Here is a 15,749-nt window from a genome sequence, read left to right on the forward strand (position 1 = left end):
ATGACCGGCGCCGCCAACGCACTGTCCATCGACGCACCGGTCTGCCGGTACGTCGAGCTGGACAGCTTCACCGACACCCTGCCCGCCCAGGTGCTGTCGGAGGAAGAGCGCGCACGCGCCGAGAACCTGCACTTTCCCGTCGACCGGCAGCGCTTCGTGGCGGCCCATGTCGCGCTGCGCCAGGCGCTGTGCGCGTACACGGGCCTGGCCCCCGATGCACTGACGCTGGCCACCGGCGCCTTCGGCAAGCCGTCGCTGGCGGGCCATCCGCGCACCCAGTTCTCGCTGAGCCACAGCCAGGGCCTGGCACTGATCGCCATCGGCGGTCGCGGCCCGCTGGGCGCCGACGTCGAGCTGCTGCGCCCGATGCCGGACGCGGCCGACCTGGCGGCGGCGCATTTCACGCGGCGCGAACAGGAGGCGCTGGCCGCCCTGCCCGCACACGAACGCGACCAGGCCTTCCTGACCTGCTGGACCCGCAAGGAAGCCTGCCTGAAGGCCATCGGCGTGGGCCTGCTCGTGTCGCCGCAGAGCTTCGACGTGGGCCTGGCACCGGACAGCCGCAGCGTCGAGCTGCCGGTGGCCGGCCGCATCCTGGTGCTGGCGCTGGGGCCGGCGCCCGCGCGGGCGGACAGCGTGGGCTCGCTCGCCGAATGGCGCCATACCGAAGCCCGTGCCCGGCCCTCGCAGGCCGACCCCGAAGGCCGCCGCATGCGCCCCCTGAATCCGCGCAAGGGGATGAGCGAGGCGCGATGCGCAGGGGGTGTCGCATGACCCTCTTCACGCCCCTCATGTTCGGGCCGGCCTCGCGCCAGGTCTTCGGCGCGTTCCACGCCGCCGACGACGCACGGGGCGAGCCCACCGCGGTGCTGCTGTGCCCGCCCTTCGGGCAGGAGGGCCTGCGCACCCACCGCTTCTTCAAGGTGCTGGCCGAACGCCTCGCGCGCGCCGGCATCGCCACGCTGCGCTTCGACTTCTACGGCTCCGGCGACTCGCCGGGCGACGAGAGCGAAGGCGAGCTCGACGGCTGGCGCCGCGACCTGTGCGCGGCGCACGAGGAGCTGCGGCGGCACGCACCCCATGCCGCCATCGTGTGGATCGGCGCGCGGCTGGGCGCCACCCTGGCCGTGCTGGCCGCGCGCAACGGGCGCTGCGACCCGGCGCGGCTGGTGCTCTGGGAGCCGGTGATCGACGGGCCGGGCTACGCGCGCCTGCTGCGCGAGCGCCACGTCGAGGCGATCGACACGACCTTCTGCATTCCCGACCTGTCCTGGCGCCGCAACCTCGCGCGGGAACCGGATGCGCTGCCCGAGGAGGCGCTGGGCGTGCGTCTCTCGCCGGCGCTGCAGGCGCAGCTGCGCGCCCTCACGCCGCAGTCGCTGCCGCTCACGGCCCTGCACGACACCCTGGTGCTGGCCCCGCCCGACGACACGTCCACCGCGCAATGGGCGGCCGAGCAGCAGTCACGCCACATGCCGGTGCGCCTGGCCTACCTGAGCCACCCGCTGGACTGGACGTCCGACCCCTTTCCCCACAGCGCGATGGTGCCGGCCAATGCGCTCAACCGCCTGCAGGGAGCGATCCATGAATGACATGACGCAGACCCCGGTGTGCTTCGGCCCCGGCAACGCACTGATGGGCATGCTCACCGTGCCCGCGCAGCGCGCGGCGGCGCCGGTTGCCTGCCTGATGTTCAACATGGGCGCGAACCACCGCGTCGGGCCGCGCCGCATCAACGTGAAGCTGGCGCACCTCCTGGCCGCGCGCGGCGTGGGCAGCCTGCGCTTCGACCTGGGCGGCATCGGCGACAGCGAGGCGCTGGACACCGGGCCCGACCTGCAGACGCGCGCCGTGCACAGCCTGCAGGCCGCCATGGACCTCGTGCAACGCATGCAGGGCATCGGCCAGTTCGCGACCGTGGCCATGTGCTCGGGCGTGGAGCACGCCATGTCGGCCGCCGCGGTGGACGCGCGCATGGTGGCGCTCTCGCTGTTCGACGGCTTTGCCTTCCCGCAGCGGCGCACGCGCTGGGAGCTCACGGTGCGCCGCGCGCTCGCGGCGCCGCTGCACCCGTCGTTCCCGGGCAAGGCGCGGCGCTGGGTGCTGCGCCATCTGCCGGGCAGCACGGTGGGCAAGCCGCTGCCGGGCTACTTCGTGGACCGGCGGCCGCCCAACGTCAACGCGATCTGGTTCGAAGCCACGATGAAGCGGCTGGTCGAACGCGAGGTGGCGGTGCAGCTGCTGTATTCGGGATCGCTGCATGTCTGCGACCGCGACCGCGACCAGCTCGGCGCCCTGCGCCGCGAACCGTTCATGCAGGGCCTGCAGTACGAGTTCATGCGGGACGTGGACCACACCGTCTGCACGGTGAAGGGCCAGCAGCTCTTCCTGCAGTCCGTCGGCGACTGGGTCGTCGAGCACTGTCTGGCCACCGGCAGCCCGCAGCGGCAGGACCGTCCGGCGACAGGCACCCCGCGCGCGATCCCGGCCACGCTCGCCGCGCCCTGAAACAACAACCGAAGCCAAGGAGATTGCCATGACATCCGCAACCCCAGCGAACCCGCGCGGCGAGCGCCTCCTCGCCACCGAGGGCGCCCGCGCCCTTCCCGGTGGCCGCTTCCGGTCGCGCGCCATGGCACTGCTGCTGTCGCTCGGCTTGTGCGGCTGCGCACCCGGCTTCGGCACGCCGGGCCCGCTGCAGTCGGCCGACGGCACGGCCGGCGGCAGGATCGCGGCCATCACGCCGGAGCTGGTCCGCGCGCAGCTCGCCGGCAACACGGGCATCCCGCCCGACGTGAAGGCGTTGTTCGGCCGGCCCGCGCCCTACACCATCGGGCCGGGGGACGTGGTGGGCATCACCGTCTACAACAACCCCGAGCTGCAGCCCAACCTGGGCGCGGTGATCGCGCAGCAGAGCGATCCGACCGGCGTCACCGTGGCGCCGGGCTTCATCGTCGATGCCGCGGGCGAGATCAGCTTTCCCTACATCGGCCGCACCCGGCTGCAGGGCCTGACGGAAAGCGGTGCGTCCGAGCTGATCGCCAAGCGCATCGGCAGCATCATCAAGGCACCGCTGGTGAGCGTGCGCATCCAGTCGTTCCGCAGCCAGCGCGCCTATGTCGAGGGCGAGGTCCGCACGCCGGGGCTGCAGATCTTCACGGACATCCCGATGACGCTGTCCGAGGCGCTCAACCGCGCGGGCAGCATCACCGCCGGGGGCGACCGTTCGCATGTGACGCTCACGCGCGGCGACCGCACGGTGGTCATCGACCTGATGCAGCTCAAGCGCTTCGGCGCCGACGCCAACAACATTCCGCTGCGCAACGGCGACATCGTGTACGTCGGCAGCCGGGACGACAGCCGCATCTACGTGATGGGCGAGATCCTGCGGCCCTCGGCGCTGCTCATGCGCAACGGCCGCATGAGCCTGAACGAGGCCCTCGGCGATGCGGGCGGGCCCGACCTGCTCACGGCCGACCCCGGGCAGATCTACGTGATCCGCAACTCGCCGCAGACGCCCGACACGCCGCAGATCTTCAGCCTGAACGCGAAGAACCCGGCCGCGCTCGCGCTGGCCGACCGCTTCGAGCTGCGGCCGCGCGATGTCGTCTACGTCGACCGCGTGCCGCTGGTCTCGTGGAACCGGGTCGCCAACCTGATCCTTCCCGCCGCCCAGGTGATCAACCTCGCGCGCGACACCGCCCGCAGCAGGTAGGCCGCGCAGCCCCGGCCCGAACACGACAAAGAAGGTGAAGCCCATGAATGCGCGTTGGTACCCCCCGCTTCCCGCACCGTACAACCCGGAACCCGAGCGCCCGCACTCGAGGTTCAAGGAATACGTCGACCTGATGCTGGACAACCGATGGCTGATCGCCTCGGTCACCGCCGCGGTGTTGGTGCTGGGCGCGGGCTACGCGCTCTTCGGGCCGCGCGTGTACGAAGCGAACGTGCTGATCCAGCTCGAGGACGCCGAACGTTCGCCCGGCGGCGCGGGCGATGCCGCGGTCAACGGCGTGGGCGTGAAGACGCCGACCTCGGGCGAGGCCGAGATCCTGAAGTCGCGCATGGTGCTCGGCCAGGCGATCGAGAACACCAAGCTGTTCATCAAGGCACGGCCGCACTACATCCCGGTCGTGGGCGCCTTCATCGCACGGCATTCGAAGACGCTGTCCAGGCCGGGCTTCCTCGGCATGCGCGGCTATGTGTCGGGCACCGAGCGGATCGCGGTCGCGCAGATGGACGTGCCGCCGGCCCTCGAGGGCAAGAAGTTCCTGCTGACCGCCGGCAAGGACGGCACCTACACCCTGACGCACCCCGACCTCGACACCCCGCTGCACGGCCGGGTCGGCGAGCCGCAGGACAGCTCGGTGCCGGGCGGCACGGTCCACCTGCTCGTGGCCTCGATCGACGCCCGGCCCGGCGGCGCCTTCGAGCTGACGCGGCATTCCACGCAGCTCACCATGCTCGAGCTGCAGCGCGAGCTGCGCGTGATCGAGAAGGGCAAGCAGTCCAGCGTGATCGACGTGAGCTGGCAGACCGACGATCGCGAGCACCTGGCGAACCTGCTCAACGAAGTGGCGCGCCTGTACATGCGCCAGAACATCGACCAGAAGACCGCGCAGGCCGAGCGCACGCTGAACTTCCTGGGCACCGAGCTGCCCAAGTTCAAGCAGCAGCTGGAACAGTCCGAAGAGGCCTACAACCAGTACCGCAACCAGAACGGAACCATCAGCCTGGACGACGAGGCGCGCAACGCGCTGTCGCAGAACGTCGACCTGCAGGCCAAGCTGCTCGACGCGCGCCAGAAGCGCCTGGACCTGGCGAGCCGCTTCACCAGCCAGCACCCGATGCTGATCACGCTCGACGCGCAGATCGCCTCGTTGCGCAAGGAGCTGGGCGGCGTGGACAACCGCATCCGCCGCATGCCGATGCTGCAGCAGAACTCGCTGCGCATGCAGCGCGACATCAAGGTCAACACCGAGCTCTATTCGTCGCTCTTGAACAGCTCGCTGCAGATGCGCCTGGCCCGCGAAGGCCGCATCGGCAACGTGCGCGTGCTCGACCAGGCACTGTCGCCCGAGAAGCCGGTGCGGCCCAAGGCGGTGATCGTGATGGCGCTGGCACTGGTCGTGGGGCTGTTCCTGGGCGCGGTCACGTCGGTGCTTCGCAAGGTGCTCAAGAACACGGTCGCCACCCCCGACGAGATCGAGATGCGCACCGGCCTGAACGTCTACAGCACGATCGCACTCAGCACGCGGCAGGGCACGCTCGACCGCGCCATCCGCCAGGGCAAGCCCGGCGTGAAGCTGCTGGCGGCCTCGCACCCGGACGACCCGGCGCTCGAAGGCGTGCGCAGGCTGCGCACCGCGCTGGGCTTCCTGATGGCCGGCGCGCAGAACAACCGCATCCTGCTGACCAGCGCCACGCCGGGCGCGGGCAAGACCTTCCTGTCGGCGAATTTCTCGGCCGTGCTGGCGGCCTCGGGCAAGCGCGTGCTGCTGATCGACGCCGACATGCGCCGCGGCAAGCTGGCGAGCCAGTTCGGGCTCAAGGCGACCACCGGCCTGTCGGAGCTGATCGCCGGCACCGCCACGCTCGCGCAAGCGGTGCATGCGCAGGTGCTGCCGCACCTGGACGTGATCACCACCGGCAAGCTGCCGCTCGATCCGGCCACGATGATGGGTTCCACTGCGTTCACGCGGTTGCTGGAGACCCTCTCGGCGCTGTACGACGCCGTGGTCATCGATGCACCGCCGATCCTGCTGGCAACCGAGACCGTGGCGATGTCACCGGACGTGGGCACCCTGATGCTCGTGGCCCGCGCCGGCGACAGCGAGCTGGGCGACCTGGTGGAGAGCGCCAAGCGGCTGGCGCACGTGGGCGCGGCGTTCCACGGCGTGGTGCTCAACGCGCAGGACGCGCGGCAACGCCACAACGCCTACGGCTACGACTACGGGCCCTACGGCCTGCCGCCGAACATCTATCCGCCCGCGCTGGGGCACACCCCCCGCGCCGAACCGGAGCGCGCGACATCATGAGCACGCACCTTTCACGCACGCCGCACCGCACCGCCGCCCGCTCCGTGCCGGTGGGCGGCTCGCGGCTCCTGCAGGCCGCCAAGCGCGCCATGGACATCCTCCTGGCGGGCGCCTTCTTCCTGTTCCTGGGCTGGGCCTATGCGCTGATCGCCCTCGGCGTGCTGCTGACCTCGGGCGGCCCGGCCATCTACGTGCAGCCACGCTACGGCCGCGACGGACGGATCTTCCGCTTCTACAAGTTCCGCACCATGGCACCCGACGCCGATGCCCTGCTGGCCCGGCACCTGCGCGAGAACGACGCGGCGCGGCGCGAATGGGAGAAGTTCCAGAAGCTCGAGCACGACCCGCGGATCACCCGCTTCGGTGCCTTCCTGCGCCGCTACAGCATCGACGAGTTTCCGCAGTTCTGGAACGTGCTCAAGGGCGACATGAGCATGGTCGGCCCGCGCCCCTGCATGTTTGCGCAGAAGGAGCTGTACGGCCCGTACTGGGCGTACTACTGCGCCGTGCGCCCGGGCATCACGGGCCTGTGGCAAATCAGCGGACGCAACGAGGTGAGCTACCGCCGCCGCGCCGCCATGGACGCCGAGTACGTCGCCACGCTGTCGCTGCTGCGCGACGTGGTGATCCTGCTGAAGACCTTCCGCGTCGTGCTCGGGGCGCGCGGTTCGCGCTGAGACCTGGAGCCCCCTCTTCCTTCACTGAAAGAACGTCATGCGAATCTATGTTGCAGGTCATCGCGGAATGGTCGGCCAGACGCTCACGAGGCGCCTGGGCGAACTCGGCCACGAGGTCGTGACGCGCAGCCACGCCGAGCTCGACCTGCTCGACCAGGCCGCCGTCGCGCGCTTCTTCGCGACCGAGCGCGTCGACCAGGTCTACGTGGCGGCGGCCAAGGTCGGCGGCATCCACGCCAACATGACCTACCCCGCGCAGTTCATCTACGAGAACCTGCTGATCGCGGCCAACCTCACGCACCAGGCCTTTCTCGCCGGCGTCAAGCGGCTGCTGTTCCTCGGCTCGAGTTGCATCTACCCGCGGCTGGCCGAACAGCCGATCCGCGAAGAGGCCCTGCTCACCGGCAAGCTCGAGCCCACCAACGAGCCCTACGCGATCGCCAAGATCGCGGGCATCAAGCTGTGCGAGAGCTACAACCGGCAGTACAGCGCCACGCACGGCGTCGACTTCCGCAGCGTGATGCCGAGCAACCTCTACGGCCCCGGCGACAACTACCACCTGGAGAACAGCCACGTGGTGCCGGCGCTGATCCAGCGCTTTCACCTGGCCAAGATCAGCCGCACGCCGAGCGTGCTGATCTGGGGCAGCGGCCGGGCGCGGCGCGAGTTCCTGTACGTGGACGACATGGTCGAGGGCTGCCTGGACGTGATGAACCTGTCGCGTGCCGCCTACGACCAGCACACCGATCCGATGCGCGGCCACATCAACCTCGGCACGGGCGAGGACGTCTCGATCGCCGAGCTGGTGGAGCACATCCGCGAGGTGGTGGGCTACGAGGGCAGCATCCACTACGACCTGGCCCAGCCCGACGGCGCACCGCGAAAGCTGCTGGACGTGTCGCGCGCAGCCAGCTTCGGGTGGCGCGCCACGGTGCCGCTGGCCGAAGGGCTGCGCCGCACCTATGCGGACTACCAGACGGCGCGCCGGACCGCCGCAGAGGCCGAGCACGCCTGAAGAAGAAACGGACCTCGCCATGAGAACCCTCGTCTTCTGGTCCGGCATCGTCTGCGCCGCACTGTGCGGGCTGATCGATCCTGTCTGGGGCTACGGCGTGGTGTTCGTGCTGACAGTGGTGCAGCTGTCGATGCTGGGCACCGCCAGCGACAGCGTGTTCCTGCTGATCCACTACACGGCGGTTCTCATCTACTTCTCGCTGGCGCCGGCGATGCAGATCGCGACCGACACCGACTTCTGGGAGGTCGGCATCGTCGGGCAGGCTGCGCACACGCAGGGGCTGATGCTCGTGCTGCTGTACATGGCCGGCGTGGAAGCCGCCCGGCTGGGCCTGCCCGAGCCGCCCGCCACGCCCCGGCCGGCGCAGCGCGCGCTCAGTGCCGGCGTCGCCCACCCCTTCCTGCTGCTGGCCTGCCTGGAGGTGGCGTTCGCCATGCTCTTCCTGCGCCCCGACATGAACTTCACGGCGCGCGGCGTGATTTCCGAAGAGGAGGCCGCGCCGGTCCAGTACATCGTCTATTCCACGCTGCCCAAGCTCATGGTGCTGCTGTGCTGCGTGGCGCTCGCGATCCACGCCACACGCCAGCGCACGCTGTGGGCCTGGTGCGTCGCGGGCCTCGCGTTCGCACTGGCCGCCATCGCCGCGAACCCGGTCAACACGGCGCGCCAGGTCATCCTGATCGGGCTGCTTCCGCTGCTCATCCATGCCCTCGGGCGGCGCCACCGGTGGACGCTCGCCGCCGTGATCTTCGGCGCCATCGCGGGCCTGGGGCCGGTGCTGAACCTGATCTCGCGGGACGCCATGTGGGGCGCGGAGCTGGCGTCGTACCCGTTCAGCCAGGACTTCGACGCGATGTTCGTCGTCGCGGGCATCCTGGAGCGCGCGCCCTCGCCCGACCTCGGCTACGGGCGCTACCTGCTCTCGGCCTTCTCCTTCATCCTGCCGCGCGAACTGAAGATGTTCTCGGGCTTCGACCCGCTCGGCTGGCCGGCCGTGCTGGGCAACTTCTCCCAGAGCAACCTGTCGCTGCCGCCCTTCACCACCGCCTACTTCGACTTCGGGCTGGCGGGCCCGGCCCTGCTGGGCTTCGCGGTCTCGGCGCTCTTTCGCCTCGTCGACAAGGCCATCGACCCGCAACGCACGCTGACGGCCGGCTACCTGTGCGCGCTGGTGCTGCTGGCGGCCTACGTGCCGTTCCTGCGCGGGCCGATCCTGGGCTGGGGACCGTTCGCCGTCTCGGGGCTGGTCGCGGCCGTCGTCGCCGGCAGCCTCGCTGCGTGGTTCCGCAGGCCGGCCCCCCGCCCGGCGCGCGCCAGCCTGCCGACCGCATGAGAACGCACGCAGGAGCGACCATGGCCACCTACCTCTTCTACGACACGATCCGGCTCAACGCGTCGGCGGGCGGGGTGCTGAACGTGTCCGAGGTGCTGCTCGAGAGCATGCGCGACGCGCCGGGCCACGAGGTGCAGCCGATCAGCGAGCGCCATCCGCACCTGTACGCGGCCGCACGGCGGCTGAAGATCAGCCGCTTCATCCTCGACACGCTGCTCTACAACGTCCACCTGGTGCGCGGATGGCTGCGCGGGGAGCGCGTGTACTCGCTGTTCCCGAACTACTTCCTGCCCTTCTCGCTGCTGGCGCCCTTCGGCCGCCATCGGGATTCGATCGTGGTGGTGCACGACGTGCAGTACAAGTCGTACCCGCAGTACTTCAGCGCGCGCAAGCGCCTCTGGCTCGACTGGAACCTGCACCGCGTCGCGCGCAGCGCCGCCGACGTGGTCTTCATCAGCCGCAGCAGCCAGGAAGATTTCGAGCGGCACTTCAGGCGCTGCGAGCACCCGGCGGTGATCTTCAATCCCGTGGATGCGGGCGCCGTCGCCGCGAACGCCGACCGCACGGCAGCACCCGACGGGCGCTACCTGATCGCGGCCTACCACTACTACCCGCACAAGAACTTCGAAGGCATCCTGAAGCTCTTCGTGCGCATGAAGCGCCAGGGCCTGGTCGACTACCTCGACATCACCGGCAACGGCGCCAAGGAGGTCGAACGCATGATCTCGGCCATGGCGCCCGCGTTCCGCGGCTGCGTGCGGCACCGGGGACTGGTGTCGCGGGAAGAACTCCTGCGGCTGTATCGGGGGGCGACGGCCTTCATCTCGCTGTCCACCTTCGAGGGCTTCAACCTGTCGGCCGCCGAGGCGGCCACGCTGGGCGTGCCGCTGCTGCTCTCGGACCTTCCGGTGCACCGGGAGCTCTTCGCGGGCTACGCGTTCTTCATCGGCAATGAATTCGTCGGCCTCGGCAGCATCGAGCGCTACCTGGCCGCGCACCAGCGCACGCGCCCCGCATGGTCGCTCTCGCGGGTCTGCACGCCGGGCGCGGTGGCCGCAAGTTACCTCAGGCTGAAGCGCGGTGACGCGTCGCTGGCGAGGGCCACGCCATGACGAACCGCGCACGCTCCCTGCTTCGCACGCTCGCGATGCTGGCGCTCGGGCTGGCCGCATGGGCGCGGCCCGCCGTCGCAGCACTGCCCGAAACGCAGGGCGCACCGGGCTTCGGCGTGATGGTGCATTACCTGCCCGACAAGCAGTCCATCGCCGGCATCGGGCGCTTCGACGTCGAGGCCTTCGCCGCCGAACTCGCCGGGATGCGCGCCAGCCATCTCATCCTCACGCTCGGGCAGAACAACGGCCAGTTCATCGCGCCGAACGCCGCCCTCGAAGCGCTGTGCCCGCGCAGCGCCGCGCACCGCTCGCCGCGCGACCTGCCGATGGAGATCGGCCGCGCGCTGCGGCGCCACGGCATCGCGCTGATCCTCTACCTGCCGTTCCGCGCGCCGCAAGGGGATGCCTACCTGATGGAGTGCCTGGGCGATGTCTCCGAACAGCAACCACCGCCGACGCGCTTCATCGCTGCCTGGTCGGCCGTGATCGACAGCTGGTCGCAGCACTACGGCCCACTCGCCACGGGCTGGTGGTTCGACGGCGTCTACAACACGACGGGCATGACGACGCGCGACTGGGACCGGTTCTGCGCGGCCGCGCGCAGCGGCGCACCCACCCGGTGGCTGGCCTTCAATGCCGGCGAGGGGGCGGCGCGCTTCAGCCTCAAGAGCGCGCCGTGCCAGAACCTCATGGCGGGCGAGTACCTGCAGCCCGCCGCACGCCTGGCCTCGCCGCCCTCCGAACTCCGGCTGCATGTGCTGACGCCGCTGGGCGCCTCCTGGGCCCAGCCGAGCGCGCCGCGCTTCTCGGCGGCGCAGCTGCGCAGCTGGATCGGCGACGCGAGCGCCCGGGGCGGAATGCTCACGCTCGACATGCCGCTGGACGCCGACTTCCACTTTCTTCCCGCCCACGTCGCGCTGGTGCGCAGCGCCACCGCGCCGCGGCCCTGACCCGTACCAACCCGCTTGCCCGACCATGGACCACGCCCTCCCCTTCATCGTTGTGGAAGACCGCCAGAACACGGCCCTGCGCCTGTGCTGCGAATCCGCGGCCATGGCGCAGGAGCAGCTGGTTGTCCTGTCGGACACCGACGCCGGGCCGGCATACGAACGCTTCTGCCAGGCCTACGTGCACCTGTCGAGCAACACGCCGGCGTTCGAGAAGATCTGCTTCCGGCGCTACTTCCTCCTGGCGAACCATCTCGCAGCGCACCCCGATTGCCGTGCCTTCGTGCTGATCGACAGCGACGTGCTGCTGTTTCGCGGCGTCGGCGCCCACATCGCGCGCCTGGTGGGCAACGCCGACTTCTCCGGCTCCAGCATCCTGCCCACGGACGGCTGGAACCCCTGCCAGATCTCGCCGCACGTGAGCTACTGGACGGCGGCCGGCCTGCAGGACTTCGTCGCCTGCCTCCTGCGCATGTACAGCACGCCCACGGGCTTGCACCAGCTGCGCGAGATCGCCGAGCGCTTCGCGACCCGCAGCGTGCGCGGGGGAGTATCCGACATGACGCTGCTGTACCTGTGGGCGCAGGCCAGCGGCAACACCGTGCCGATCAACCGGGTGTTCGACGGCCAGGTGATCGACCACAACGTCAACGGCGGCACCAACCACTTCGTGCGCGAGTTCCGCGTGCGCGGCGGCGCCAAGCGCCTGGCCTTCGTCGACGGCCAGCCCTGCCTGCAGACGCCGGCGGGCGACACGGTGCGCGTGCTCGCGCTGCACTTCCAGGGCGCCGCCAAGCTGGCGATGCAGCCCGCGCTGCATCGCCGCGTGTACACGGTCGCGCTGCTCACCTGGGCACTGCAGATGGCGCGCCGGGCCAAGAACAACGCGCACCGGATCGCCTCGCGCGCGCGCCGCATGGCCGACACCCTGGGCGTCGCGCAGGCGCCAACGCCGAAGCACCCCGCGGACGGGAGCACGCCATGAAGCCCGCCGCCGGCACCTCGTTCGCGCTGCCCGGCATCCGCCTGGCACAGCGCCTGGGCCTGGGGGCGCTCGCGTCGCGGCTGTATGTGTACCTGTCGGGTTTCCTGGCGATCTTCCTGATCGCGGCGCAGGTGGCGCCCGCGCGCTTCGGCGAGTACTCCGTCTACCAGTCGGTGCTGGAAGTGGGGCTGGTCGTGGGCACGCTGGGCAGTTCACTGCTGTTCTCGCGCAATGCCGCGAGCGTGCCGCCCCGGGTGACGCGCGGCGACCTGCTGCGCACGCTGGCGATCGGGCTGCCGCTGGCCGCGCTGCTCGCGGCCGGCGTCGTGGGCGCGCAGCGCCTGCCGGTGGCCGGCGCGCCCTTCGTGCTGATCGTGCTGTCGCTCGCGGTCTTCGCCTTCAACAGCCTGCGCCTGTCGTACAGCCGGGGCCTGGGCCATGCGGGCCTGCTCAACCTGGAGTCGGGCGTGCGCGCGACCGTGCTGGTGCTGGGCGTGGCGACGCTCGCTGCGCTCGGCCTGGAGATCGGTGTGGCGCACCTGCTCGCCATCAACCTGCTGGCCTTGGTGCTCGTGGGCGCGGCCATCTTCCTGCCCGCGAACGGCGCGGCGCCGCCGGCCGGGCCGCCCGTGCTGGCGCTCGCGTCGCAGGCCAGCGCCACGGTGTATGCGCTGCTGACCTTCCTGCTGCGCAAGTCGGACCTGCTGCTGGTGGCGCTCTTCATGCCGCTGGGCTACGTGGGTGCGTTCAAGCTGGCCTTTCTGCTTGCGGAGGCGCCCTCGCAGTTCGTGCAGGCCTTTCTCGTCACGAAGACGCCGGCGATGCTGGACGCCAACGCGGCCAACCTGACGATCGAGAAGCTGCGGCTGGCGCGGCATTCGTTCCTGCTCGGCTGCGTGCTCTTCGTGGGGCTGGCCGGGCTGATGGCGGTGGCCGCGCCGCTGCTGAAGCTCGGGCCCGAGGCGCGCGACATCTTCGTGTGCATCGCGCCGTACTTCCTGCTGAGGACCTACACGGTCCACCACGAAACGATGCTCTCGCTCAACGCCACGATGGGCTCGCTCGGATGGTGGACGCTGCTGGAGTTCGCGCTGCGGCTGGCCTCGTACGGCGTCGTGATCTCGCTCTTTCCCGACAAGCCGCACTACGTCTTCTTCATTGCCTTCGTCACCGACTTCGTGCTGTACGAGCTGCGCATGCGCGCGCTGTTCGGCTTCTTTCCGATCGTGCGCCTGCTGCGCCCGGCCCTGGGGAGGTCGCCGTGAAGATCCTGCTGTACTCGATGAACTTCGCGCCCGAGCTGGCCGGCATCGGCAAATACTCGGGCGAGATGGCCGACTGGCTCCAGGCCCGGGGCCACGACGTGCGCGTGATCGCGGCGCCGCCCTTCTTCCCGCACTGGGCGGTGTTCGAGGGCCATTCGGCCTGGGCCTACCGCAAGACCACCGGGCGCAACGGCCTCACGGTCTGGCGCGCGCCCACCTGGGTGCCTTCGCAACCGCGTGCGCTGGCGCGCGTGGCGCACCTGTGCTCGTTCATGCTGTCGAGCCTGCCGCTGCTGCTGGCGCAGGCGCGCTGGAAGCCCGACCTGGTGTTCGTCGTGGAGCCGCCGCTTTTCTGCGCGCCCGCGGTGCTGTGCTTCGCGAAGCTGCTCGGCATCAGGTCGTGGCTGCACATCCAGGACTTCGAAGTCGATGCGGCGTTCGGCCTGGGCCTCGTGCGCGGCGCGGGCGTGCGGCGCGTCGCGCTGTCGCTCGAGCGATGGCTGCTGGCAAGGTTCGACCGCGTGTCGACCATCTCGGTGGCCATGGTCGACAAGGCCAGGAGCAAGGGCATCGGCGAAGGCCGGCTGGTTCTCTTTCCGAACTGGGTGGACGTGTCGGCGATCCGCCCCGCTCCCCGCGCGGCCGATGGCTACAGAGCCGAGTTGGGCATTGCGCCCGATGCCGTGGTCGTGCTCTATGCGGGCAGCCTGGGCGCCAAGCAGGGCATCGAGCTGCTGGCCGAGGCGGCGGGCCTGCTCGCCGACCCGCAAAACATTCACTTCGTGATCTGCGGCAACGGCCCGAGCCGCGCCTCGCTGAAGTCGGCCTGCGCCGGCCTGGACCGCGTGCACTTTCTCGACCTGCAGCCCGCCGAACGGCTCAACGAGCTGCTGGGCATGGCCGACATCCACGTGCTGCCGCAGCGCGCCGATGCCGCCGACCTCGTGATGCCCTCGAAGCTGGCCGGCATGTTCGCGAGCGGCAAGGCCGTGATCGCCACGGCGCACCCCGGCACCGAACTCGCCCGCGTGGTCGCGGACCGTGGCTTCGTGGTGCCCCCGGGCGATGCGGCCGTGCTGGCCGACGCGATCGCGCAGCTCGCGTGCTCGCCGGGCCTGCGCCAGGCGCTCGGTGCGGCGGGCCGCGCGTTCGCGCAGACGGAGCTCGACCAGGACGCCATCCTGTCGCGCCTCGAACAAGCGCTGCTTCGCTGCGTGGCGGACCGAGGCACGGCCACGCCAACCCCACTGCGCGAGTCCCAACCATGACCCACTCAAAGATTCTGGTGACGGGTGGCGCCGGCTTCGTCGGAAGCCACGCCTGCGTGGCGTTGATCGCGGCCGGCTACCTGCCGGTGGTGCTGGACACGCTGGTCAACAGCGACCCGCGTTCGCTGGAGCGCGTGGCACGCATCTGCGGCGTGCAGCCGCAGCTCGTGCGCGGCGACGTGCGCGACGCGGCGGTGCTCGACCGCGTGTTCGCCGAGCACGGGGCCGACGCGGTGCTGCATCTGGCGGGGCTGAAGGCGGTGAGCCGCTCGGTGAGCGACCCGCTCGGCTACTACGACGTCAACGTGGCGGGCAGCCTCGCGCTGGCGCGGGCCATGGAGCGTGCCGGCGTGCGCACGCTGATCTTCTCGTCCTCGGCCACGGTCTACGGCGACATCCCGCGCTCGCCGATACGGGAGAGCGCGTCGTACGCGGCCGTCAACCCCTACGGGCGCTCCAAGGTGATGGTGGAGCGGATGCTCGCGGACCTCGCCCGCTCCGATCCGCGCTGGGGCATCGCGTGCCTGCGTTTCTTCAACCCCATCGGCGCGCACGAGAGCGGCCTGCTGGGCGAACACCCGCAGGGACCGCCCGACAACCTGGTGCCGTATGTCTCGCAGGTCGCGGTGGGCGAGCGCGGGCACGTCGTCGTGCACGGCAACGACTACGAGACGCACGACGGCACGGGTGTGCGCGACTACGTGCACGTGATGGACGTGGCCGAAGGCCATGTGGCGGCCCTGCGGTACGCGACGCTGCATCGGGGCCTGCTCACGGTGAACCTGGGCACGGGGCACGGCGCGTCGGTGCTCGACGTGATTGCGGCTTTCGAACGCGCATGCGGGCACCGCATCGCGGTGCACATCGGTCCGCGCCGTCCCGGCGACGCCCCGGCCTACTGGGCGGACGTGCAGCACGCCCAGGACCGGCTCGGCTGGCGCGCGCAGCGCAGCCTGGACCAGATGTGCGCCGACAGCTGGCGCTGGCAGCTGGCGAACCCGCGCGGCTTCGACGGGCCGGTGCCGGGCTTCCCGGTCCGCGCCGCCGACGGCACCGCACCGACCGCCGTCACTCACTCACTTCAACCGGGGCAAGAACATGGCTGAAAA

Annotated in this window: 14 protein-coding genes; all 14 read left to right on the forward strand. The window is 70.6% G+C overall.

From position 1 onward, the window contains the following. Genes AC07OX_RS03205 through galE form a run of 14 tightly spaced genes read left to right on the forward strand, consistent with a single transcriptional unit; the run spans position 1 to position 15,746 of the window. Entirely contained in the window at positions 1 to 774 is a 774-nt protein-coding gene (locus AC07OX_RS03205) for a 4'-phosphopantetheinyl transferase family protein (RefSeq protein WP_495259828.1), read from the forward strand. Then, complete coding sequence (locus AC07OX_RS03210; RefSeq protein ID WP_495259829.1) at positions 771 to 1,592, forward strand: serine aminopeptidase domain-containing protein; 822 nt, start codon at positions 771 to 773, stop codon at positions 1,590 to 1,592. Before AC07OX_RS03205 ends, AC07OX_RS03210 begins: the two co-directional genes overlap by 4 nt. Then, positions 1,585 to 2,508, forward strand: coding sequence for a hypothetical protein (locus tag AC07OX_RS03215; RefSeq protein ID WP_492742909.1), 924 nt, complete (start codon positions 1,585 to 1,587; stop codon positions 2,506 to 2,508). The genes AC07OX_RS03210 and AC07OX_RS03215 overlap by 8 nt, the downstream gene beginning before the upstream one ends. A 28-nt stretch (positions 2,509 to 2,536) precedes the next feature. After that, positions 2,537 to 3,715, forward strand: coding sequence for a polysaccharide biosynthesis/export family protein (locus tag AC07OX_RS03220; protein ID WP_062473261.1), 1,179 nt, complete (start codon positions 2,537 to 2,539; stop codon positions 3,713 to 3,715). Positions 3,716 to 3,758: 43 nt separating this feature from the next. Further along, positions 3,759 to 6,038, forward strand: a complete 2,280-nt coding sequence (locus AC07OX_RS03225; protein WP_495259830.1) for a polysaccharide biosynthesis tyrosine autokinase — start codon at positions 3,759 to 3,761, stop codon at positions 6,036 to 6,038. Beyond that, entirely contained in the window at positions 6,035 to 6,715 is a 681-nt protein-coding gene (locus tag AC07OX_RS03230) for a sugar transferase (protein ID WP_495259831.1), read from the forward strand. Before AC07OX_RS03225 ends, AC07OX_RS03230 begins: the two co-directional genes overlap by 4 nt. Positions 6,716 to 6,752: 37 nt before the next feature. Continuing rightward, positions 6,753 to 7,730 carry a GDP-L-fucose synthase family protein gene (locus AC07OX_RS03235; protein ID WP_495259832.1) on the forward strand — a complete coding sequence of 326 codons (978 nt, stop codon included), beginning with the start codon at positions 6,753 to 6,755 and terminating at the stop codon, positions 7,728 to 7,730. A gap of 19 nt (positions 7,731 to 7,749) precedes the next feature. Beyond that, complete coding sequence (locus AC07OX_RS03240) at positions 7,750 to 9,063, forward strand: hypothetical protein (RefSeq protein WP_495259833.1); 1,314 nt, start codon at positions 7,750 to 7,752, stop codon at positions 9,061 to 9,063. Between the two features lie 20 nt (positions 9,064 to 9,083). Then, positions 9,084 to 10,175 carry a glycosyltransferase gene (locus tag AC07OX_RS03245; RefSeq protein ID WP_495259835.1) on the forward strand — a complete coding sequence of 364 codons (1,092 nt, stop codon included), beginning with the start codon at positions 9,084 to 9,086 and terminating at the stop codon, positions 10,173 to 10,175. Next, complete coding sequence (locus AC07OX_RS03250; protein ID WP_495259836.1) at positions 10,172 to 11,125, forward strand: hypothetical protein; 954 nt, start codon at positions 10,172 to 10,174, stop codon at positions 11,123 to 11,125. The genes AC07OX_RS03245 and AC07OX_RS03250 overlap by 4 nt, the downstream gene beginning before the upstream one ends. Before the next feature lie 25 nt (positions 11,126 to 11,150). Continuing rightward, the gene (locus AC07OX_RS03255) at positions 11,151 to 12,107 is read left to right on the forward strand and encodes a hypothetical protein (RefSeq protein ID WP_495259837.1); all 957 of its coding nucleotides are present in this window, start codon (positions 11,151 to 11,153) and stop codon (positions 12,105 to 12,107) included. After that, positions 12,104 to 13,372: a polysaccharide biosynthesis protein gene (locus AC07OX_RS03260; protein ID WP_495259838.1), complete on the forward strand. Its 1,269-nt coding sequence runs from the start codon at positions 12,104 to 12,106 to the stop codon at positions 13,370 to 13,372. Before AC07OX_RS03255 ends, AC07OX_RS03260 begins: the two co-directional genes overlap by 4 nt. Further along, positions 13,369 to 14,640 (forward strand): glycosyltransferase WbuB, encoded by a 1,272-nt coding sequence (locus AC07OX_RS03265; RefSeq protein ID WP_495259839.1) that lies wholly within the window; start codon positions 13,369 to 13,371, stop codon positions 14,638 to 14,640. The genes AC07OX_RS03260 and AC07OX_RS03265 overlap by 4 nt, the downstream gene beginning before the upstream one ends. Then, the gene (galE, locus tag AC07OX_RS03270) at positions 14,637 to 15,746 is read left to right on the forward strand and encodes a UDP-glucose 4-epimerase GalE (protein WP_495259840.1); all 1,110 of its coding nucleotides are present in this window, start codon (positions 14,637 to 14,639) and stop codon (positions 15,744 to 15,746) included. The genes AC07OX_RS03265 and galE overlap by 4 nt, the downstream gene beginning before the upstream one ends. The last annotated feature ends 3 nt before the right edge of the window (positions 15,747 to 15,749 follow it).

This window comes from Variovorax sp. GW821-FHT09D07, from assembly GCF_059416345.1.